This is a genomic window from Nitrosospira sp. Nsp11 (assembly GCF_900142705.1).
Lineage (GTDB): Bacteria > Pseudomonadota > Gammaproteobacteria > Burkholderiales > Nitrosomonadaceae > Nitrosospira.
Genome location: NZ_FRBV01000013.1, coordinates 1 through 20,704 on the forward strand (window position 1 = coordinate 1; position 20,704 = coordinate 20,704).

Annotated in this window: 19 protein-coding genes; 12 read left to right on the plus strand and 7 right to left on the minus strand. The window is 52.6% G+C overall.

Features of this window, described 5'->3' with window-relative positions; genetic code table 11:
* Window positions 1-147: 147 nt before the first annotated feature.
* Window positions 148-360, plus strand: coding sequence for a hypothetical protein (locus tag BUA28_RS12405; protein ID WP_072768441.1), 213 nt, complete (start codon window positions 148-150; stop codon window positions 358-360).
* Between the two features lie 90 nt (window positions 361-450).
* On the opposite strand, the gene BUA28_RS12410 is transcribed toward BUA28_RS12405, so the two are convergent.
* Complete coding sequence (locus BUA28_RS12410; protein WP_072768442.1) at window positions 451-861, minus strand: hypothetical protein; 411 nt, start codon at window positions 859-861, stop codon at window positions 451-453.
* Between the two features lie 98 nt (window positions 862-959).
* Window positions 960-1,727, minus strand: coding sequence for a DUF1269 domain-containing protein (locus tag BUA28_RS12415; RefSeq protein ID WP_072768443.1), 768 nt, complete (start codon window positions 1,725-1,727; stop codon window positions 960-962).
* Between the two features lie 568 nt (window positions 1,728-2,295).
* Between BUA28_RS12415 and BUA28_RS15960 the strand changes: the two genes are divergently transcribed.
* Both BUA28_RS15960 and BUA28_RS12420 read left to right on the plus strand, forming a co-directional pair.
* Entirely contained in the window at window positions 2,296-2,448 is a 153-nt protein-coding gene (locus BUA28_RS15960; protein ID WP_178298042.1) for a hypothetical protein, read from the plus strand.
* A gap of 193 nt (window positions 2,449-2,641) precedes the next feature.
* Window positions 2,642-3,064, plus strand: coding sequence for a PRC-barrel domain-containing protein (locus BUA28_RS12420; RefSeq protein ID WP_072768444.1), 423 nt, complete (start codon window positions 2,642-2,644; stop codon window positions 3,062-3,064).
* A gap of 454 nt (window positions 3,065-3,518) precedes the next feature.
* Here the strand turns inward: BUA28_RS12420 and recQ are convergent, their stop codons facing one another.
* From recQ to BUA28_RS12435, 3 genes are all read right to left on the minus strand, one after another.
* Window positions 3,519-5,327, minus strand: a complete 1,809-nt coding sequence (gene recQ / locus BUA28_RS12425; protein WP_072768445.1) for a DNA helicase RecQ — start codon at window positions 5,325-5,327, stop codon at window positions 3,519-3,521.
* Window positions 5,328-5,456: 129 nt separating this feature from the next.
* Window positions 5,457-6,494, minus strand: a complete 1,038-nt coding sequence (gene pyrC, locus BUA28_RS12430; protein ID WP_143148517.1) for a dihydroorotase — start codon at window positions 6,492-6,494, stop codon at window positions 5,457-5,459.
* 274 nt (window positions 6,495-6,768) lie between these two features.
* Complete coding sequence (locus BUA28_RS12435; RefSeq protein WP_072768447.1) at window positions 6,769-7,947, minus strand: NAD(P)/FAD-dependent oxidoreductase; 1,179 nt, start codon at window positions 7,945-7,947, stop codon at window positions 6,769-6,771.
* A 334-nt stretch (window positions 7,948-8,281) separates the two neighbouring features.
* Between BUA28_RS12435 and BUA28_RS12440 the strand changes: the two genes are divergently transcribed.
* The 9 genes from BUA28_RS12440 to rng all read left to right on the plus strand — a co-directional run bounded on the left by BUA28_RS12440 (window position 8,282) and on the right by rng (window position 18,226).
* Complete coding sequence (locus BUA28_RS12440; RefSeq protein WP_072768448.1) at window positions 8,282-8,938, plus strand: hypothetical protein; 657 nt, start codon at window positions 8,282-8,284, stop codon at window positions 8,936-8,938.
* 207 nt (window positions 8,939-9,145) lie between these two features.
* Window positions 9,146-10,003, plus strand: a complete 858-nt coding sequence (folD, locus tag BUA28_RS12445) for a bifunctional methylenetetrahydrofolate dehydrogenase/methenyltetrahydrofolate cyclohydrolase FolD (RefSeq protein ID WP_072768449.1) — start codon at window positions 9,146-9,148, stop codon at window positions 10,001-10,003.
* A gap of 50 nt (window positions 10,004-10,053) precedes the next feature.
* The gene (gene aceE / locus BUA28_RS12450) at window positions 10,054-12,720 is read left to right on the plus strand and encodes a pyruvate dehydrogenase (acetyl-transferring), homodimeric type (RefSeq protein WP_072768450.1); all 2,667 of its coding nucleotides are present in this window, start codon (window positions 10,054-10,056) and stop codon (window positions 12,718-12,720) included.
* A 234-nt stretch (window positions 12,721-12,954) separates the two neighbouring features.
* Complete coding sequence (gene aceF, locus BUA28_RS12455) at window positions 12,955-14,322, plus strand: dihydrolipoyllysine-residue acetyltransferase (RefSeq protein WP_072768451.1); 1,368 nt, start codon at window positions 12,955-12,957, stop codon at window positions 14,320-14,322.
* Between the two features lie 71 nt (window positions 14,323-14,393).
* Window positions 14,394-15,068: a nicotinate-nucleotide adenylyltransferase gene (gene nadD / locus BUA28_RS12460; protein ID WP_072768452.1), complete on the plus strand. Its 675-nt coding sequence runs from the start codon at window positions 14,394-14,396 to the stop codon at window positions 15,066-15,068.
* Window positions 15,065-15,556 (plus strand): ribosome silencing factor, encoded by a 492-nt coding sequence (gene rsfS / locus BUA28_RS12465; RefSeq protein WP_072768453.1) that lies wholly within the window; start codon window positions 15,065-15,067, stop codon window positions 15,554-15,556. Before nadD ends, rsfS begins: the two co-directional genes overlap by 4 nt.
* 11 nt (window positions 15,557-15,567) lie before the next feature.
* Entirely contained in the window at window positions 15,568-16,038 is a 471-nt protein-coding gene (gene rlmH / locus BUA28_RS12470; protein WP_072768454.1) for a 23S rRNA (pseudouridine(1915)-N(3))-methyltransferase RlmH, read from the plus strand.
* 81 nt (window positions 16,039-16,119) lie between these two features.
* Window positions 16,120-16,743 carry a Maf family protein gene (locus tag BUA28_RS12475; protein ID WP_072768455.1) on the plus strand — a complete coding sequence of 208 codons (624 nt, stop codon included), beginning with the start codon at window positions 16,120-16,122 and terminating at the stop codon, window positions 16,741-16,743.
* A 31-nt stretch (window positions 16,744-16,774) separates the two neighbouring features.
* Window positions 16,775-18,226 carry a ribonuclease G gene (gene rng, locus BUA28_RS12480; protein ID WP_072768499.1) on the plus strand — a complete coding sequence of 484 codons (1,452 nt, stop codon included), beginning with the start codon at window positions 16,775-16,777 and terminating at the stop codon, window positions 18,224-18,226.
* A 50-nt stretch (window positions 18,227-18,276) separates the two neighbouring features.
* On the opposite strand, the gene BUA28_RS12485 is transcribed toward rng, so the two are convergent.
* Together BUA28_RS12485 and BUA28_RS12490 are read right to left on the minus strand one after the other, a co-directional pair.
* Window positions 18,277-19,491 carry an ammonium transporter gene (locus tag BUA28_RS12485; RefSeq protein WP_072768456.1) on the minus strand — a complete coding sequence of 405 codons (1,215 nt, stop codon included), beginning with the start codon at window positions 19,489-19,491 and terminating at the stop codon, window positions 18,277-18,279.
* 347 nt (window positions 19,492-19,838) lie between these two features.
* Window positions 19,839-20,621 (minus strand): PEP-CTERM/exosortase system-associated acyltransferase, encoded by a 783-nt coding sequence (locus BUA28_RS12490; RefSeq protein WP_072768457.1) that lies wholly within the window; start codon window positions 20,619-20,621, stop codon window positions 19,839-19,841.
* Window positions 20,622-20,704: the final 83 nt, after the last annotated feature.

Here is a 20,704-nt window from a genome sequence, read left to right on the forward strand (position 1 = left end):
TGCTTCTCTTCACGTCATGCTCCTTTCCATTTAAGGTCAAAATCATGCCAGAAATTCTACTTTTAAATGGTACGGTTTTGTGGGGTAGGGTCAAATGATCGCGCCGCGTCCGCTTGCATCAAAAACATTTTTCTTTGGAGATTCTGCATGAGCAAGCTTGTTCCCTATATTCGGAACTCGGACGGGACAATTGAGCGCATCGGAAACGCTATGTACAACACTGAGAGTAAATTAACAGCACCTTATCTGCATGAAGAACCATTGGTCGGTTTTCCGGAGTCCAAGGTCTATTGGGCAAAGAAGCGTGGCCCCAGCCTTGGTGTGGCTCCTTATTACGGCCATCTTAAAACATTATCCTAAACGACCATTACTGGGGCACGGCTTTGCGCTGATTTACCGTCTGCAGCGAATCGGATGCCGCTACGCTGCTAGCGGCATCCAGAGGATGGTTTACTTGAGTTCTTCGATTACGAGCCGGTGGTAGCGGTGTGCAAACTCAAACGGCACACGGCGGATAACGTTCATGGCGCGATCTGAAGTGACTTTATCCGGCGCATAGATCACAAGAAAGGAACTTCCCTCTTTTGCTGCTTCCAGATGTTTTTCGATGACTTTATCGACGCCACCCAGATGAGGCAGAAAGTTCCCCTGGTCAAGATTTTTGTTTGCAGCTTCCGTTACTTCCCTGCAGGAGAAAAATGTGCAGTCGTCGGGTTCATACCCTCCCGTCATTAGGTCCTGCTGTACCCGTAGAGCGTCTTCCCTGCTTTGAAATCCGACGACCAGATAGCCGACAGGATAAAACAGACTGAAACTTGTAGGATATTTCGGTTTCTCACTCGTTCTATTTTCACTTGCCATAACACCTCCTCATTGATTGAATTTCTGTTTTATCAAGGTTGATACCACTATTGCGATCGTTTCAATCGCCCAGGATGAACCTGTTCTGAATCTATGCTTTAGGTCGCCTGCTGTTTTGCAAGCTTTTCGGATTCGGCTTGAATTTCCACGATCCGTTGCTCAATTTTGGTTTTAGTTTCCAGAGTTGCCGCCGCAGCCTGCTTCTGGAGGGCCTTGATCTTCGTGTCTGCTTGCTGTTTTAACGCTTCCACCTTGGCCTTTTCGCGTTCCAGGGCGGTTTTCAATTTGGCCTCGGCAGTCTTGATCTTGATTTCCAGCCTGGCCTTATGCTCATCCTCGGCTTGTGCGTACTCCGCCTTGAGCTGAAAAAGCTCGGCATTGCGCGCCTGGATTTCATTTTCAATCAGATCACGTTCAACGTCCAGGCGCCACTGGCGAACTACGATTCCGCCTAGTGCTTCCATCCTCAGGTCAAGCCCCAAGGTCCAGAACTCGTCAACCTCGGCGACCAGAGCGCTCTTTCCGGGCGTTAAATTCCGCGATACCTCATCAACAAACTCCATGCCCACCCCATAATTGAAGGCATCGACCGCGTATCCCAAAAAAGCACCTGCAGCCGCGCCTGCGGCAAGCCCCACTGGTCCTCCCAACAGACCAATCAAGCTACCCACGACTGTACCTACTGCCGTCCCAAGAGGCGCTTCGCCCGGTTCATCCTTCATAGAGACCTTGCCGTCTGCACGCTTGGTGATGATGGCCATCCCATGGATCGTAAGCTTTCCTTCATCCTGAAGTTCCCTGAGCGCTTTCCCGCCCTCGTCTGCCTGTGTCTCCGTCGGAAAGATAACGACAATAAAATTACTCATGAATGTCTCCTGTCTGCATCAGGGGCCAGCGGACTCAGTTAAAAAACCCTGCTATGCAAGTTGCTCCCAGTCAATGTTGTCTTGACTGTGCGCGAGATACTGCTTTCGTTGCAGCCGGATTTTTTCTGGTTCAAGGCCGTTTATAGTGCCATCGGGGTCCTCAGGTCCGTTCGATGCCGAACGCAAAACTGTTCTTCTCCGGTGTAGGCGTATACCTTGGAGGATGACCAGCAAGGCTCGCTTGGAAAAAGGGTGCGGGTGGTGGTCTGGTAACGTCATTCACAGCAACGCTTAAATGGACATAGGCCCCCAAACTGACAGAAAACAATTGCCGCGCTTCAATTTGAGGCTAGCCCGGATAAAGGTAGTGGCAAGAGTAGTGAAGCTTAGCTCTCTGCTATGCGCTTCCTTATACTTGTGCACTACCTTATGTGTCTTTCCGCACAGCCACCCACAATTCGCGTTTGTATCCTCGCTAGCAACCTAGAGTATTCATAGAGATTTCATGTCAATGGCGAACTAAACCCAAGCACGAAGGACTCGATGACAACTGAACTGGGGTGACATCATGAACGAATTGCTTTCAAAGACTTGGCACTCGTTGGCTTGGAATCCGCTGTTTTGGCTGCTTGTCATTTTTGCCGCCTATGCGTTAATTGGTGGCACCGTTTCCGCTCCCCCGCCTTTCAAAGCAGAAAAGTCGACAGCAACTGGTGGCTGATGCTCGCCTGGTGGGCAAAAAAATGGGGGACAGCATGAGATTCTAACCTCATGAGCTGCCCCATGAAATCTCCTGTTGAGGTTTAAGGCAGGGGTTGCCTGGCACCGGTCCTGCCAACGGCAAGGCCGGATGCTAATAAGTGGCGCACCAAAAACCGGTGCGTTTGATCACATTACTAGAAGGAGGAAAAGGTATGAATCTCACTAAAATGATTGTAGTCACAATCTGCAGCTTGTCCCTTGCCACTACGGCCATCGCTGCGGATCCCAAGGCAGACAAGGACCTGGGCCCTACCTCGGAGGAGAGTGAGCTCATTAATCTGGGATGGCAGGTATCGAAACTCAAGGGCGAGAATGTCTATAACGAGAACAAGGAAAAGGTCGGGGATATCGATGATTTTATCGTGACCAAAGATGGGCATCTGGTTTTTACCATCGTGAACCTTGGCGGCTTTCTTGGCTACGGTGATTACAAGGTAGCCGTCCCTGCGCACAGGTTCTCACAGATTGTCCCGAAAGCGATTCTTCCAGGCGCAACAAAGGAAAAATTGAGGCAACTGCCCAGATTCGATTATCGGATCTTGGTAGGAATAGAAAAGGAGCCAGAAAAACGTTAGGCAGAAAACCAGCGGGAACACTTACCGGTGTTCCCGCCTCTGGGGACGATGAGCTGTGAGGGCCTGGTGCACATGGCGCCTCACTCGCAAGTGAGGCGGTATAGGCTCTACCGTGCCATAGCCGAGCGATTCAAGCCCTTCAATCCGCGCAACCCGCGCGGATATCTAAATGGTACTCACATTTCTTAACGGTGTTTTCCAGTATGAGGAATGGTGGTTGTATCTGGCGTGGACTATTTCGATACGTCAGGTGACGCGACAGCACGGTAAGCATTTGCAAACCCGGGCATTTAGACCGGTGAATGATTGGCGGATGAAATAATAGAAAACAGGTATTTTCCAGATATACCCAAGACATTACCAACCGGGTACGAGGCAGGACAGGAGATAAAATGCGCCATCCCCAGTCAGATCACTATCTCAACCCCGGTGCGATGCTCTTATCGTGTTTTTTTCAACTTCGAAGAATCATAAGCAGATCGTCGCCGTAACTCTCCAGTTTTCTTGCGCCGATACCGGGCACTTCGCGCAGTTCATTTTCCGTCTTTGGATGCAGGCGCACCAGTTCTGCCAGTGTTGTATCGTGAAACACGACATAAGCGGGAACGCCGTGCATCTTTGCAGCTTCCGTGCGCCATGTGCGCAAGCGGGCCCATAGTGCACGAGCCGGGAGGTCAAGCGCGGCGGATTTATCTTCACTCGCCACCTTAGTCTTGGCCGTAGCCTTCTTTCTCTCTGGCTGCAGGCGCAGACGAACTGTTTGATTTCCAGTCAGTACTGCACGGCTGGCTGCGGCAAGACACAGCGAACCATGACCTTCACTGTCTGCGGTGAGCAAGCGGAGCGCCGCCAGTTGGCGGAATACTGCTCGCCATGCTTTTTCATCCAATTCCTTGCCAATACCGAAGGTGCTGACCTTGTCGTGAGCCCATTGCCTCACACGTGCGGTATCGTTGCCGCGCAGCACGTCAATCAGATGCCCGGCGCCAAAGCGCTGACCGGTGCGAAATGCACACGACAGCGCCTTCTGTGCGGCCACCGTGCCGTCCCACACTTGTGGAGGATCGAGGCAGACATCGCAATTGCCGCATGCGGCATCGGCGGGCGATTCGCCAAAATACTCGAGCAGGCGCACACGGCGGCAGGTGGTGGCCTCGCACAGCGCCAGCAGCGCATCGAGCTTGGCTGATGCGGCCCGTTTGAATTGAGCTTCCGCTGGAGAATCCTCTATCATCCGCCGCTGCTGTACCACGTCGCCCAAGCCATAAGCCATCCATGCGCTGGCGGCTTGACCGTCGCGCCCGGCTCGGCCGGTTTCCTGATAATAGGCTTCCACGCTTTTAGGCAGATCGAGATGAGCCACGAAGCGCACGTCCGGCTTGTCTATGCCCATCCCAAATGCGATAGTAGCGACCATTACAATGCCCTCTTCGCGCAGGAATTCTTCCTGGTTGCGGCTGCGGTCCAGTGCATTCATGCCGGCATGGTACGGAAGGGCGCGTATACCCTTTTCGACCAGCCATGCAGCTGTTTCCTCGACTTTCCTGCGCGACAGGCAATAGACGATACCGGCATCGCCATTGTGGTCAGCACGGATAAAAGCGATTAGCTGCGTCCTGCCGTTTATTTTATCGACGATCTGATAACGAATGTTGGGGCGATCAAAACTCGAAATAAAAATTTTCGCGCCATTGAGGCCAAGCCGCCATATGATTTCCTCGCGCGTCACGCTGTCCGCAGTGGCTGTCAGGGCCACGCGCGGCACGTTGGGAAATTGCTCATGCAGGATCGAAAGCTTGATGTATTCCGGACGGAAATCATGCCCCCATTGGGACACGCAGTGCGCCTCATCGATGGCGAACAGAGAAAGCGGCGTGCGCGCCAGAAGATCGAGAAAGCGCGGGGTCAGCAACCTCTCTGGCGCCACATACACCAGATCGTATATGCCCGCGAGTATGCCCCGCTCGACCATGGCCGCTTCCGTCTGTGGCAGAGAGGAATTGAGAAACGCAGCGCGCACTCCAACTTCATGCAGCGCCGCTACCTGGTTCTGCATAAGCGCAATCAGCGGCGAAACTACTATCGCGACACCCTCGCGCAATAAAGCCGGAATCTGATAGCACAACGATTTTCCACCTCCGGTCGGCATCAATACGAGGCAATCCCCGCCTCCGGTAATATGCGTGATTACCTCGGCTTGCTGCCCACGAAAAGCGGGATAGCCGAAGATATCTTTCAGAAGGGCGAGAGCGCTGGGCGCCATGCTTAAGGAAGTTTCAAAATTAAGGGAGTTTCAACTCAAGGGAGTTTCAAGAATTGCCACGCTTCCGACGACGATTTGTAGAAAATCGGGTTGACAACTCGGGCGTGACTACTACGCAAATCCTGCATCTTAACCGATCAATCTCCATGCCAGGCTTTCCCCCGCCCGAAGCGGGATCAATGTTTCGTTTCCAAAACTCAGTTGCGACGGCACGATCCAGCTTTCCTTCTTCAGCGTAATGCTGTCCTTGTTGCGCGGCAGTTTGTAGAAATCCGCGCCATGGAAGCTGGCGAAGGCTTCCAGTTTGTCCAAAGCGCCCGCCTGTTCGAAGGCTTCTGCATAGAGTTCAATCGCCGCGTGAGCCGTGTAGACTCCTGCGCAGCCGCAGGTGCTTTCCTTTGCAGACCGGGGATGAGGTGCGCTATCGGTGCCCAGAAAGAATTTTGGGTTACCGCTGATGGCGGCTTCGACCAATTTCTGGCGATGGGTTTCGCGTTTTAGTACCGGGAGACAATAGTGGTGCGGCCGGATGCCGCCTTGGAACATGGCATTGCGGTTAAGCAGCATATGATGGGCGGTAATTGTGGCTGCAATGTGGCCCCATGCGCCTGTAACGAACTCCACCGCCTCTTGGGTGGTGATGTGTTCGAACACGATCCGCAATTGCGGGAACCGCTGCGTAAGGGGCATTAATACCCTGTCCAAAAAATATTTTTCCCTGTCGAACACATCCACTGCTGGATCAGTCACCTCTCCATGCACGAGCAGCGGCATACCCATCTCTTCCATTGCCGCGAGCGTCCGGTAACATCTGGCAATGTCAGTAACGCCAGCAGCGGAGTTTGTCGTGGCGCCGGCAGGATAATATTTCACGCCATGTATTGTACCGTTTCTCCTGCCTTCGGAAATTTCGGAAGGCGCGGTGTTGTCGGTAAGGTAGAGTGTCATCAGTGGTTCAAAGCGCATACCCGGCGGCAGGGCGGCAAGGATATGCTCGCGGTATGTCAGTGCCATTTCAGCCGTGATTATCGGCGGCTTGAGGTTGGGCATGACAATGGCACGGGCGAAGCGGCGTGCCGTATCCGGCAGGACCGCCCGCATTTGCTCGCCGTCACGCAAATGAAGGTGACAGTCGTCCGGGCGGGTAAGGGTCAGGGTTTTCAAGATAACGTGTGCTAATTATTTCTCTAATCTATCGGACGAGAACCTGCGGTGGATTTCAACATTTCGGTGCCGCCCCGGGTCCCAACCCAAACCAATAATAAATGGCATGCCGTGGACGACCTTGGATACCGCTCGTGTAAGTTGTACTGCTCGCGCGCCGGATCAGTAGCGGCATTTCCTGACGCGACCGAACCGAGGTCTTGAATTCAAACGCGTCTTTTATACCGGCGCGAAGGCATAGCGGGAGAACCGTATCTGACTGCCGCATCACGGGCTGCTAGCCCGTGATGCGGCCCATCAGTGTTTCGCTGGAGTGCACAGCTTTTTTGGCAATTAGCCGGGTAGCGGCGTCGACCTGTCCCCATGTGTTCCAAAGCAACACGCCGCGCACGAGTCCATCACGTAAATAATAAATCACGCCTTTACGAAAAGGCTCCTCCCAATCTTCGACGATATCCATGCGGGAGTCCAGTTCTCCCACCGCTTCATAGCCCAAGTCAAACAGGTCGGAATAAAAGAAAGGCTGATGATGGTAGGTATCCGATTGCCCTGCCATATTCCGCCCCGCCATTTCACCCATCACATTAGCATTATCCTCATGTTCCACGCGCATACGCTTATCCAATAACGCGCTGCGGAAGTTCGCTACATCGCCTGCGGCGTAAATGTCCGGATTGCTCGTGCGCAATTGATCGTCCACGACAATGCCGTTATCTACCGCCAGTCCCGCCTGCGTGGCCAAGTCGGTGTTGGGCGAGATGCCCAGTCCGGCAACGACGCCATCGGCGGAGATATCTATGCCGTTTTCCGTGGTTACAATTGTTTTGGCGCCTTCAGTTCTCACGGATTTAACCGTTTCAGACGCAAGTACGGTGACGCCTTTCTCCCGGTAGTATGAATTCAGGAATTCAGCGAGAGGTTGCGCATAAACACGCGCGCCGATGCCGCTTTCCGGGAAAATCATCGTCACCCGCTTGTTGTTCATCGCAAGCGCGGCGGCAATTTCGGAACCGATGAAGCCGCCTCCGATAACAACGAAATCTGAACCGTGCTGACTCAACTCCCGCAGCTTAAGGTAGTCATCTGCGGTTCTGTAGTAGATTATGCTCTCACCAAAACCGGGAAAACTCCGCACCGAGCCGCCCGTGGCGAGCAAAAGTTTTTCGTATGTATAGACGTTTCCGGCATCATCCGTTGCAGTTTTTTTTGATGGGTCGACGGCCACCACTTTTTTTGCCAGATGCATCGCAACGTTTAGCCCGTGCGCATTCCGCCAGATTGATTCGTAAGCCGAGCCCTTCCAGAGAGACTTTGTCAGGGGTGGACGATCATAAGGCAAATGCCGCTCCTCGCAAATCATCGCGATTGCCCCTTCTTGATCGATCTTGCGAATACCGTGAACAGCAGAATCGGCAGTCATTCCACCGCCGACGATAAGGTATTTATGATGTTTCATAATCTTCCCCATTTATATACGCGCCCAAGCGCAAATTGAGAATTGACCGGATTACGATATTTCAAAAAGCTTTTCGTAGTGTTCAAGAAAAAGATCGCTGCCGCATATTGGGGAACTCAATATAGATCGCCTTATCTAATTGTAGATCAGTCTGAATTCTTTGGTGAATTCCTTTTTTTGGAAGCATGATAGCGCGTCGGATTTATCCGGAACCGGATCGACAACCATCCAGGCGCGGGAAGATTCATCCTCCTTCAACAAGCTTTTGCCAGTATATAATGCGTTCCTCTAACAAATTCAAAGTTAAGGTTGGGCATGTCCCGTTATTACGACAATGAATGACACGAAAACTGACTCTGAAACGACTGTAATTGAGGTTTGCGTGGTGCGTGCGCGCGAGGTGCTGGAGTCTCAACTCCCGAAAATTAAAGACAAAGGATATGATTTCGCGCCACAGTTCAGGCAGATGACGATTCAGCTCTATCTGGTGGGTGTCATGTGGCGCCAGGGTGAGAGTCTCGATTTACCAGTTAATGCTCGCGACCATGCCTTTGCGGCGCTTGAGTCGATGCTCATCAGCGACGGCTTGAAAAAAAAGGATGCTCAAAAACGAGTTGCATTTCTGAGAAAAATGTCAAGAGCGGAGGGCGGCGACGACTCGCTTGCCGTGAGCATGGGCTACCAAGCTATGCCCAACGATGACAGCATCCTGGCAGTTTTTGATGAATATCGAAATGAAACACGCGTTTCCGGCTCATTGTGGCGACTGTATGAGCGTGGTAAAAAGATCATGGTTATCGGCGGTGCGGTGGCTGCTTTCCTGACGGTTTGGGTCGTAACTATTTTTCTTCCAAAAACTGAGGGAATTGACGTGCTGGCGGCTGGGCTCGTGGCTGCTGCCTTGGTTGTCCTCCCAACTTTTCTGGTGGGGTTGCTGATTTATCGAATGAAGATCAGAAAAGCAGACTCGTCGGGCGCGCGTCAATCTTGATCGTGGAGAACATCGGCATCATGGATGGCGCCGGTTTGCACATGGTCACCTAATAGGATGCCTGAATATAGCTTTGCCCTCATTCGCCTATCGGCGATCCACCTCCTGTTCCACTGCGGGTCGGCCTGGCGCTTACACGGGCTTATTTACTGCCCCTTGGCGTATAATTGACCGTCTAATATTCGCTTAAGGCGATCCAAAGAAACGATGAATGCCAAAATTATGGATGGGAGTGCACTTGCTCGCGAGCTTCGAGCCGACTGTAAGATCCGCGCTGCGGGTTTGACGGAAAAGGGCATGCAACCTGGGCTGGCGGTGGTTATTGCCGGTGATAATCCAGCATCACGCATCTATGTGCGAAACAAGGCGAAAGCATGTAGCGACACGGGGATTTATTCCGAAATACACGAGTTTTCCGAAAACGCGAGCCAGGACGAGGTAATAGAGCGTATTCAGGAACTGAACCGGAATTCCAGGATTCACGGTATTCTCGTGCAGCTGCCGTTACCGCGACGCTTCGAAAGCGATAAAGTGATTGCATCCGTTGCAGTGGAAAAAGACGTGGATGGGTTCCATCTTTACAATGTAGGATCGCTGGTTACCGGTAACGCTATTTTCCCGCCCTGCACACCTCATGGGGTGATCAAAATACTGGAAAAATACAGCGTTCCAATTGAAGGGCAGCACGCGGTGGTCGTGGGCCGCAGTAACATCGTCGGCAAACCCATGGCTCTGATGCTCTTGCAGAGAGGCGCGACAGTGACCATCTGTACCTCGAAAACCCGCGATCTGGCCGAGCATACGCATCGGGCGGATATCCTGGTTGTAGCGACCGGAAAACCGCATATGATCACCGCCAGCATGGTGAAGGACGGCGCAGCGGTGATAGATGTTGGCATCAATCGCATGCCGGACGGTAAACTGGCGGGTGACGTGGAGTTCGAATCGGTCAAAGAGAAGGCAGGTTACATCACGCCTGTGCCGGGCGGCGTGGGCCCGGTGACTATCGCGATGTTGCTGTATAACACTATCGAGGCTGCTGAGCGTGCATACGCACGGGCTTAACCGCGACGCAGACCAATCATATCGGTAATCCCAACAATTTCGAGACGAAAATGGAACCCATTCCCGACATAGATCCATCTGAAACACAGGAGTGGCTGGACGCGCTGGAATCCGTGCTGGAGCACGAGGGAACCGAGCGCGCGCATTACCTGCTGGAAAGGCTGGTAGAAAAAGCCCGGCGCTCAGGCGCATACCTTCCTTACAGTGCCACCACGGCCTATATCAATACCATTCCACCGGGCAAGGAAGATCGCTCTCCCGGTAATCACGCGCTGGAACATCGCATTCGCTCTTATGTCCGTTGGAACTCCATGGCAATGGTGCTGCACGCCAACAAGAACTCCAATGTCGGCGGCCATATTGCCAGCTTTGCCTCCGCGGCGACGCTCTATGATGTCGGCTACAATCACTTCTGGCATGCCAGATCGGAAAACCACGGCGGAGACATGATATTCGCGCAGGGCCATTCGTCGCCTGGTCTTTATGCCTATGCTTTTATGCTGGGGGAGCTGACGGAGGACCAGCTCAATAATTTCAGACGCGAGGTGGACGGCAAAGGGCTATCCTCTTATCCGCATCCCTGGCTAATGCCCGACTTTTGGCAGTTTCCCACAGTATCGATGGGGCTGGGGCCGCTGATGTCGATTTATCAGGCCCGTTTCATGAAGTATCTGGACAGTCGCGGACTGGTCAAGACCAGCGGCCGCAAAGTCTGGGCTTTCATGGGTGACGGCGAAATGGATGAGCCGGAATCGCTGGGCGGTATTTCTCTGGCCGCACGCGAGAATCTGGACAATTTGATTTTTGTGATTAACTGCAACCTTCAGCGCCTGGACGGGCCGGTACGTGGAAATGGCAAGATTATCCAGGAACTTGAAGCCGCCTTTCGCGGTGCCGGCTGGAATGTCATCAAGGTGATATGGGGCTCCTACTGGGATCCATTGTTTGCCAAGGATACCAAGGGCCTGCTGCAGCAACGCATGATGGAATGTGTAGATGGCGAATATCAGACTTTCAAGTCGAGAGACGGTGCCTACGTCCGTGAACATTTTTTCGGCAAATATCCCGAGTTGCTGGAGATGGTCGCCAATATGTCGGACGATGACATCTGGCGCTTGAACCGCGGTGGCCATGATCCGCATAAAGTCTATGCGGCTTATGCAGCCGCGATACGGCATACGGGACAGCCCACCGTGATCCTTGCCAAAACCATCAAGGGTTACGGGATGGGTGAAGCGGGCGAGGCGCAGAACATCACCCATCAGCAAAAAAAGATGGGTACCACTTCATTGAAAGCATTTCGCGACCGCTTCGGTATTCCAATTGCAGACGACAAGATAGACGATATACCGTATCTGACGTTTGACAAGGCTTCGCCCGAGTATATTTACATGCATCAGCGGCGTCAGGCCCTGGGGGGTTTCATCCACCGGCGCCAGCGGAAGGCGGAAGCGCTGCAGATTCCACCGTTATCCGCATTCGATACTCTGCTCAAGGCGAGCGGCGAGGGGCGGGAATCTTCCACCACCATGGCTTTCGTACGCATACTCAACATTCTGGTAAAGGACAAGAGCATCGGTAAGCGAGTGGTGCCCATCGTTGCGGACGAGTCGCGGACTTTCGGTATGGAGGGGATGTTTCGACAACTGGCCATCTGGTCGTCGACGGGGCAGCTCTACAAACCGGAGGATGCCGATCAACTGATGTATTACAAGGAAGACAAGAACGGCCAGATTCTGCAGGAAGGGATCAACGAGGCCGGGGCGATGTGTTCATGGATGGCGGCGGCAACGGCATACAGCAATCACGGCGTGCAGATGATCCCGTTCTATATTTATTATTCCATGTTCGGTTTTCAGCGTGTGGGCGACCTTGCCTGGGCGGCTGGAGATATGCGTTGCCGCGGATTTTTACTGGGAGGCACTGCAGGACGTACGACCCTTAACGGAGAGGGCCTGCAGCATGAGGACGGCCACAGTCATCTAGCCGCATCCACTATTCCAAACTGCATATCTTATGATCCGACGTTTGCGTATGAGATCGCCGTCATTATCCAGGATGGCCTGCGCCGTATGTACGAAGAGCAGGAGGATGTCTATTACTATATAACAGTAATGAACGAAAACTATTCTCACCCGGGGATGCCTGCAAATGCGGAACAAGGGATATTGAAAGGTATGTACCTGTTTCGGGAAGGTAATCCGGCAGGGGAGAATTCAAGTCTCCGGGTACAATTGCTCGGTTCCGGAACAATTCTGCGCGAAGTGATAGCAGCGGCGGAAATACTGGAAAAGGAATATGGCGTCGCTGCCGACATCTGGAGCGCCACGAGCTTTACCGAATTGAGACGTGAAGCGCTGGACGTTACCCGATGGAACATGATGCATCCCGCCGAGGCGCCGAGGTTGTCCTATGTCGGCACGTGCCTTAAGGATCGGAAGGGGCCCGTCATAGCCGCGACGGACTACATGAAAATTTTTGCCGATCAGATCCGGGAATTCGTGCCAGGGCGTTATAAGGTTTTGGGCACAGATGGGTTTGGTCGCTCTGACACACGTGAACAGCTGCGCCGGTTTTTTGAAGTAGACCGCTATTACATTACGATAGCGGCGCTCAAGTCGCTGGCCGAGGAAGGTCAGATCACGGCGGATAAAGTGGCGCAAGCGATAAGCAAACTCGGCATTGACCCCGACAAGCCCAATCCGGTAACAGTATGAGGGGTCCGCAAAATGGCAAGCGCACATGCGCGAGCTGATTGTGCATTCGAGAGCGCCGAGCATGAACTGATTCGCGCTTCAGTAATATTTTTTCCACTACATCGATAAGAAACAGGGCGGTAAGGGTGATGGGATGGAAGGTGTGAATATGCCGGATCCGGGGTTGCAGATGAAGCCGGTGCATTATCATTTCATTGCAAATACCACACGTAAAATACGAATGAAGGAAGAGGCGTGGCAGAGACCAAACAGGTATTAATCCCCGACATTGGCGATTTTAAAGATGTCCCGGTGATAGAGGTTCTAGTGAAACCCGGTGATTCTATCCAGGCGGAAGACCCCTTGATTTCATTGGAGTCGGATAAGGCAACGATAGAAGTGCCTTCACCATTTGCAGGCATAGTCAAGGATATATCTGTAAAGGTGGGTGATAAGGTTTCTGAAGGTGCGCTCGTTTTGGTAATGGAAGTCTCCGACACGGATAGTGCGCCACCTGATTCCTCATCTGCCTCAGGCACAGAACCAGCAGTGGGTTCAGTCTCAGTTCCTGAGTTGTCCGCACAGCCTTCGCCCTCGGAGGCGCCTGCCGAGTCTCAGAGTGCGCCCGACTCTGAAACCCGGCCACGAGAGCCAGCTTCGGCAGGCCAACCGGTTAGTCCATCGGTAAATTTTGCCTCCGAGACAGACGAAGCCGACTTCGCAAATGCTCATGCCGGTCCATCAGTCAGGCGATTTGCCCGGGAACTTGGCGTGAATCTCGGACTGGTAAAGGGTAGTGGCCGCAAACAGCGCATTCTCAAGGAGGATGTTCAAGCCTACGTCAAGGCTGAATTATCGAAGACGCATGCCGGCGCCGCACTTGATCTGCTGCCATGGCCGGAGGTCGATTTCGCAAAATTCGGCCCGGTGGAGTTGAAACCACTGTCGCGTATTCAAAAAATATCAGGAGCGAACTTGCATCGTAACTGGGTAATGATCCCGCATGTTACGCAGTTCGAGGGCGCTGATATTACAGAACTGGAGGCCTTACGCAAGCAATCCAACGAGGAGATAAAAGAAGAGGGTGTGAAAATAACGGTACTGGCTTTTTTAATGCGGGCCTCCGCAGCCGCGCTGAAAAAATTTCCCGAGTTCAATGCATCGCTTGTCAACGACGGCGGGGAGATGAACCTCGCCATGAAGAAGTATTGCCATATCGGGTTTGCAGCAGATACACCCAATGGATTGGTGGTGCCGGTAATCCGGGATGTGGATCAAAAAGGAGTCGTTGCCATTGCTAAAGAGATGGCGGGTCTGGCAGCACTTGCACGCAACGGGAAGCTGAAACCCACCGACATGCAGGGAGCAAGCTTTACCATCACCAGCTTGGGAGGCATCGGCGGCACTGCATTCACGCCTATTATAAACGCACCCGAGGTAGCCATCCTCGGCGTATCCCGCGCCAGCATGCAGCCAGTTTATCGGGATGGACAGTTTGTCCCCCGTTTTATTCTGCCGTTGTCGCTATCTTATGATCATCGCGTAATCGATGGAGCAACTGCCGCGCGCTTCACTTCTTTCCTGGCCGAGGCCTTGGCCGACCTGCGGCGGTTATTGCTCTAAAAAAATACCATGAGGACAAAAATATTCTAAACAACGTTTCTCCGCTTCCATGTGTCTGATTTTATCGGCTCATGAATAGTTCCGAGCATACGCTCATCGGTATTTTCGGCGGAACCTTTGATCCTATCCATTATGGTCATTTGCGGATAGCTGAAGAGATTGTCGAAATGATCGATGTGCGAAAAATGCATTTTATCCCCGCTGGGTGCCCTCGTTTACGCTGCTCTCCCGAGGCATCGCTGCAGCATCGGGCTGTTATGGTCGGTTTGGCAATCCAAAGCAACTCCAGGTTTATTCTGGATGAGCGTGAAATCCGGCGTCCCGGAGTAAGTTATAGCGTGGAGTCGTTGCGCGAGCTCAAACAGGAACTGGGGGAGGACGTCGCGCTCTGTTTTGTTACCGGAGCAGACGCTTTCATGAATCTTGCCGCCTGGCACAATTGGCGTGAACTGTTCGGGCTGTGCCACTTTATTATTGCGGCCCGCCCGGGTCATATGCTTGCGGAAAATCCCGATCTCCTTCCGCTGGAATTAAACGCAGAGTGCGCGCGACGCTGGGTATCGAGCGTGGATAGCCTCAAACATGCAACCAGCGGCATGATTTTTATCGCTCAAACAACTTTGCTGGATATTTCAGCAACAGTCATTCGCGCACGGGTCGCCGCAGGGAAAAGCATCCGTTATTTGATTCCCGACGCTGCGCTCGATTATATTGCAGCAAATCACTTATATTCGGAAAAAGGATGACGCTCACTAAGCTGGTGAAAACGGTTGTTGCTGCCTTGGAAGAAATAAAGGCGCGAGACGTTGAAGTGCTGGATGTGACAAAAATAACAGCATTATTTGATCGAATGATTATTGCAAGCGGGGACTCTACCCGACAAACCAAAGCGATCGCCAATAATGTGGCGGAGAGCGTCAAGGCAGCCGGAGGTAAGGTTTATGGCATGGAAGGCGAGCAAAACGGTGAATGGATACTGGTCGACTTGGGTGATGTGTTGGTGCATGTCATGCAGGTTGCTGTGCGCGCGCATTACAACCTGGAGGAATTGTGGGCAGAAGGAATAAAAGTAAACAAGGCTTCCGCAAGTTCGGCCAGGAGCAAAACTCTCGTCGAGCCGTCTGCCGTCAAACGCCGTGCCGCCCCAGCTAAAGCTAAAGCTAAAGCGGTTTCCCCGGTTGAAAAAAATAAAGCCGTCAAGGCAAAGTTGGATTCCTCTGACGACGAGGCCTGAACCGCCACCGTATGAAGTTCATTATTTGTGCGGTGGGTCATAAAATGCCGGAATGGGTCGCGGCCGGGTTTGAAGAATACGCCAAACGGATGCCGCATGAGGCTGCTATTGAACTCCTTGAAGTCAAACCGGAAAAACGCATCGGCGGCAAAAAGGTGGAGCAGTTGCTGGCAGCGGAGGCCATCCGCATCCGGGCATTGCTGCCGGCCAAGCATTATGTCGTTGCATTGGATGAGCGCGGCAGGCAGCAGACCACCATCAAGCTGGCCGATTCTATTACCCGATGGATGGGGGTTGGGGGAGATATCGCTTTTCTCATTGGTGGCGCGGATGGGTTGGACGCCAACATAAAAAAGTCGGCCGATGAAGTTCTGGCATTATCCACGCTGACGCTGCCGCATGGCTTGGCGCGGGTATTGCTGGCGGAGCAATTGTATCGTGCCATGTCGCTTATCAAAGGACATCCCTACCATCGAGCATAGAAAGGCCATGCTCAGGTAAGATTGAGGCATTTCCCGGAGAAGGGCAATCTGGCTTATTCGGAATGTCTCGACACTTTCTACATGACTCTACCAGAAAATCGCATTTATCTTGCTTCCCGCAGTCCACGCCGCCGGGAATTATTGAAGCAGATCGGCGTGAATTTCGGAACCTTATTGCTACGTGAAGCTGCACCGCGGGGCGCGGATATGGCTGAGGTCGTGCTGCCAGGCGAGGCTCCGGCTGATTACGCCAGGCGCATTGCTATAGTAAAGGTTGAAATGGGGCGAGCCCGGATTTTAGAACGCAGGTTGACGGAGCTTCCCGTGCTGGCGGCGGACACGGCTGTGGTGCTGGGAGAGCGTATTTTTGGCAAACCAGAAAACCTCACGCATGCAAAAGACATGCTGCGCGCACTTTCCGGCCAGACTCATCAGGTATTGACCGCAGTAGCGGTAGCTGCACAAAGTGGGATACAAGTCAGTATATCCAGCTCTGCAGTGCGATTCCGCGATATCAGCGAACACGAAATCCACCGCTATCTCGCCGTGGGCGAGGCGCTCGATAAAGCAGGTGGTTATGCAATTCAAGGAATGGCGGCAGTTTTTATCGCGGAGATTTCGGGCAGCTACAGCGGTGTAATGGGATTGCCGCTATTTGAGACAGCGCAATTGTTACAAAAATCCGGTGTTGAAATATTTCCATGAACTTGAAAAAAAAACTACAGAAAAATCTTTCATGAACAGCGAGATTCTCGTCAACGTTACCCCGCAGGAAACCCGCGTGGCCGTAGTCGAGCATGGGGCGGTTCAAGAGCTGCACATAGAGCGCACCAGCAGTTGCGGAATTGTCGGCAACATCTACAGTGGCCGCGTTACAAGAGTCCTGCCGGGAATGCAGTCGGCCTTTGTGGACATCGGGCTGGATCGCGCTGCCTTTCTCCACCTCGCAGATATTTGGAGATTGCGCCAGAGCGAGGACGCCGGCAAGCCCATCGAGAAGTTGCTGCACGAAGGAAAGAATATTCTCGTCCAGGTAATCAAGGATTCCATCGGCGCCAAGGGGGCGCGGTTGTCTACGCAGGTCAGTATTGCGGGGCGAATGCTGGTTTATTTGCCCCAGGTATCCCACATTGGCATTTCCCAGCGTATCGAGGATGAAACCGAGCGAAAGTCGCTACGCGAAAAACTGAAACACTTGCTATCCCCTGATGAAAAAGGTGGCTTCATTATCCGCACCATGGCGGAAGCCGCCACCGACCAGGACTTGCAAACGGATATCGAATATCTAAATAAATTGTGGCACGACATCAAGGAAAAGTCCGCCACTGCTCAGCCCGGGTTACTGTATCAGGACCTGAACCTCAGCTACCGCGTATTGCGCGATTTCGTTAACGACAATACGGCGCGCATCTTGGTAGATTCGCGCGAAACCTCACAAAAAATGACGGCATTTGCCCAGGTCTACATGACCAACGTCGTGGGACGAATAGATCACTATGCCGGGGTGCGGCCACTATTCGATCTTTACGGGGTGGAAGATGAAATCGAGAAGTCCCTGGCGCGACGCGTCAACCTGAAATCCGGCGGATATCTGATTATCGACCAGACCGAGGCACTCACAACCATCGATGTCAATACTGGAGGCTTCATCGGTATACGCAGCTTTGACGATACCATTTTTAAAACCAACCTCGAAGCAGCCCAGGTCATAGCGCGCCAGTTGCGCTTGCGCAACCTGGGCGGAATTATCATTATTGACTTTATAGACATGGAGAACGTGGAACATAAAAATGCAGTCCTGGTGGAATTCAAGAGATCGCTGATGAAAGACCGGACGCATATGACGGTGAATGGTTTCACGGCGCTTGGGCTTGTGGAAATGACGCGCAAGCGCACGAGGGAAAGTCTTGCTCACATATTATGCGAGACATGCCCCACGTGCCAAGGCCGCGGCAAGGTGAGAACCGCTCAGACGATATGCTACGAAATCCTGCGTGAATTATTGCGTGAAGCCCGTCAATTCGATGCGCACGAATTTCGCATTCTCGCTTCGCAAGAAGTCATTGATCTATTTCTAGATGAAGAATCTCAAAGCCTTGCGCAATTGGCGGATTTCATTGCCAAAACAGTCAGCCTGCAGGTGGAGGTGGCCTATACGCAGGAACAGTATGACCTTATTCTGATGTAGCAGCTCGCTGATGCGCTACATCAGAAATCGGCATTTGTCCGGCTTGCTCCTCAGGTTCGTGTCTCGACTTCGAGTTCTATATTCTCGATATCCGGCGTTTCACAGTGAGCGAATTCCTCGCTATCCTCATAGGCCAGTCGCGTCGTGCCTGTGGCTTTGATCGCCGCACCGGCGATAAGTCCGGTCACGAAAGCGAACACGACACTGAAGATAATGCCGATGAGCTGAGCAGCCGCGATACCGGGCACCACCACAATGGCAGTCAACGCACCTAACAATCCGGGCATTCCGTGAAGATTATGGACGCCGCAAGTGTCGATAATCTTGAAACGTGCTTCCAGTCCAGGCTGAATGAACACATAACCGATGACGCTGACAGCGCCGGCCAGCAGGCCGATTGCGAAGGCGCCCGTCGGTGAAACAATATTGCATGTCGATCCTATGGCTACTCCCCCAGCCAAGGCCGCATTTGCCATGTCGACCATTGACGTTTTTCCCTTGTGAAAATACGTGCTCAGGAAATAGGTGCTGAGGGTAGCGCCGCACAACGCGAGTACTGTGTTGACGACGGTTTGCGGCATCTCTTCAAAAGGAACAATGGCTGTGGCGAAGCTTGGCCAGAAAATCCACAATACCATGGAGCCGAGCATGGCAAAACGATCAGAGGTGGCATCTGATTCAATCGGTTGACTTCGTTGCCGCGCGGTGGTCAATGCGAGGGATAATCCCAAGCCAAAATAAGCGCCAAAGGCATGGATGATGACTGACCCGGCGGTATCCTGATAACCTTCCGTCAAACCCATCCCGTTATCCAGTACCAGCCATTCGTTCATCAGATATGCCGGAACGAGGAAAAGTGCCAGTAACGCATATTGAAAAACCCGCAGACGTCCAAGTACGGCTCCCATGGCAATGAGTGCGGCAGCCACTGCGAATTCGGCAAACAGGAGCGCTTTGATTGTGTTTGGAGCAATTTCATGAGCAAAAATACCATTTGCGCGCAGGAGCATATAAAGAGGAAGGCCGACCGCTACCACAAGGTAGGTGCCAGTCGTGGCGCCAAATCCGTATCTCCTGACAAACACCATCAGAAAACCAAAACCCACCAGCAACATTGCCAGGATGTGAATAACATAATTATACTGAGCCACTTGCCGAGCTTCATTGAGCTCGGATCCGGCACCGCTCTCGCTCGCCCAGGCGCCGAAACACAGCAGAAACAGATTAGCTACACCACACAGCGTCAAGCAGAGGCTTTTTTTCATTTTGATTCCTCCCATGTTTCGCGATTATTGGTCTACCCACGCAAAGTGTGAACCTCAATAGCCTCGAATACAATAGGGATATTTCGAATGAGTTCGTGATGTCTAAAGATGGGGATTGCCGGGAACAACGCATGGTGTAGAGCGTTTCCAGATAGCGCACTGAGAGGTGGTAGCACATAGGCGGCGCAGATTACCTGTCCAGGCAGAAATTGCGCCCGGGCTCACCATTTTTTTGCTATCGACTATGCGACAGATGGGGGTTTATCGCTATTGACGGCCTAGGGCGTTCCGTGCAGTTACAACGTCATGCATCGATTCTTAATCTTCCCAAGACTTGGAGATTACGTTTATGCAAAATTTTTATTATTCATCTTCCCGAAGCACAATGCTTCCTTTGGAAGATTTCGTTCTATATCCTCTGCAATCGTGTGATAAAGGGGAAGTAAATTAACCCGCATATTGTTGATAGTGGCGCTGACGCTCATTATCGAGGGGATGCGCTCGCCGTTATGCTCAATTGGACTACCAATATATTGCAGATCGAAGCCTAGCTTGCTGAAGTGACTCGCCAGCCGTTTCTCCGTCAGAACGAACACCGTATCAATTCCGTTCAAGCGCGCAAGTTCGGTGGTGGCGAGGTACAGGCCAATCGGGATGAATGGGAAGCGTGGCTGGTCCGGCGTGCCGAAATCCCCGCCCGAGATGCCAACCGCGCTGTTTGCCTCACCTTTACGCCTGCGGAAGGCGGCGATAACGGCGAGGCGTGATACCTCGGCGATGTCTTGCCGGGGTAATTTGGATGGGTCAATGATCGATCGGTCCAGCGCGGTAGCGCAAGTCTTTTCGAAAGGTAGCTGATAATAGGGATCCTCGGGCCGCGACAGGACAATGCGCGTGCAACCGATAAATTCGCCAGTTTTTATGCTACGCATCAGGAGATGTAGAGAATTGGCGTCGTGCTCATCGGTTTCACGTCTATCCGGCCTGGTAGGTTCAAATTTCAGGTCTTCACAATAAACCTGATGCCGCACCCGGTAGACCTCTTCCTTCAGGGCGTCTGAGAATGCGGGTACGATTTCGAAGTGCTGCTTGAATGCACTGCCCAGATTGAATATTTTTGATGAGAACATATTTGATTTCCCGGGACCTTCTGCTGAAGCGATGTTGGAAGGTAAAAAAATATCTGGAAATAAATTGGCTTCCTGTATGAGTA

What these genes read in the sequence shown, in the direction of transcription:
- BUA28_RS12490 (WP_072768457.1), bottom strand. Translation starts at nt 20,621, where the DNA reads ATGTTCTCATCAAAAATATTCAATCTGGGCAGTGCATTCAAGCAGCAC.
- BUA28_RS12410 (WP_072768442.1), bottom strand. Translation starts at nt 861, where the DNA reads ATGGCAAGTGAAAATAGAACGAGTGAGAAACCGAAATATCCTACAAGT.
- rng (WP_072768499.1), top strand. Translation starts at nt 16,775, where the DNA reads ATGAACAGCGAGATTCTCGTCAACGTTACCCCGCAGGAAACCCGCGTG.
- BUA28_RS12435 (WP_072768447.1), bottom strand. Translation starts at nt 7,947, where the DNA reads ATGAAACATCATAAATACCTTATCGTCGGCGGTGGAATGACTGCCGAT.
- recQ (WP_072768445.1), bottom strand. Translation starts at nt 5,327, where the DNA reads ATGGCGCCCAGCGCTCTCGCCCTTCTGAAAGATATCTTCGGCTATCCC.
- nadD (WP_072768452.1), top strand. Translation starts at nt 14,394, where the DNA reads ATGAATAGTTCCGAGCATACGCTCATCGGTATTTTCGGCGGAACCTTT.
- BUA28_RS12475 (WP_072768455.1), top strand. Translation starts at nt 16,120, where the DNA reads ATGACTCTACCAGAAAATCGCATTTATCTTGCTTCCCGCAGTCCACGC.
- aceE (WP_072768450.1), top strand. Translation starts at nt 10,054, where the DNA reads ATGGAACCCATTCCCGACATAGATCCATCTGAAACACAGGAGTGGCTG.
- BUA28_RS12405 (WP_072768441.1), top strand. Translation starts at nt 148, where the DNA reads ATGAGCAAGCTTGTTCCCTATATTCGGAACTCGGACGGGACAATTGAG.
- BUA28_RS12485 (WP_072768456.1), bottom strand. Translation starts at nt 19,491, where the DNA reads ATGAAAAAAAGCCTCTGCTTGACGCTGTGTGGTGTAGCTAATCTGTTT.
- BUA28_RS12415 (WP_072768443.1), bottom strand. Translation starts at nt 1,727, where the DNA reads ATGAGTAATTTTATTGTCGTTATCTTTCCGACGGAGACACAGGCAGAC.
- folD (WP_072768449.1), top strand. Translation starts at nt 9,146, where the DNA reads ATGAATGCCAAAATTATGGATGGGAGTGCACTTGCTCGCGAGCTTCGA.
- BUA28_RS15960 (WP_178298042.1), top strand. Translation starts at nt 2,296, where the DNA reads ATGAACGAATTGCTTTCAAAGACTTGGCACTCGTTGGCTTGGAATCCG.
- BUA28_RS12440 (WP_072768448.1), top strand. Translation starts at nt 8,282, where the DNA reads ATGAATGACACGAAAACTGACTCTGAAACGACTGTAATTGAGGTTTGC.
- BUA28_RS12420 (WP_072768444.1), top strand. Translation starts at nt 2,642, where the DNA reads ATGAATCTCACTAAAATGATTGTAGTCACAATCTGCAGCTTGTCCCTT.
- rsfS (WP_072768453.1), top strand. Translation starts at nt 15,065, where the DNA reads ATGACGCTCACTAAGCTGGTGAAAACGGTTGTTGCTGCCTTGGAAGAA.
- rlmH (WP_072768454.1), top strand. Translation starts at nt 15,568, where the DNA reads ATGAAGTTCATTATTTGTGCGGTGGGTCATAAAATGCCGGAATGGGTC.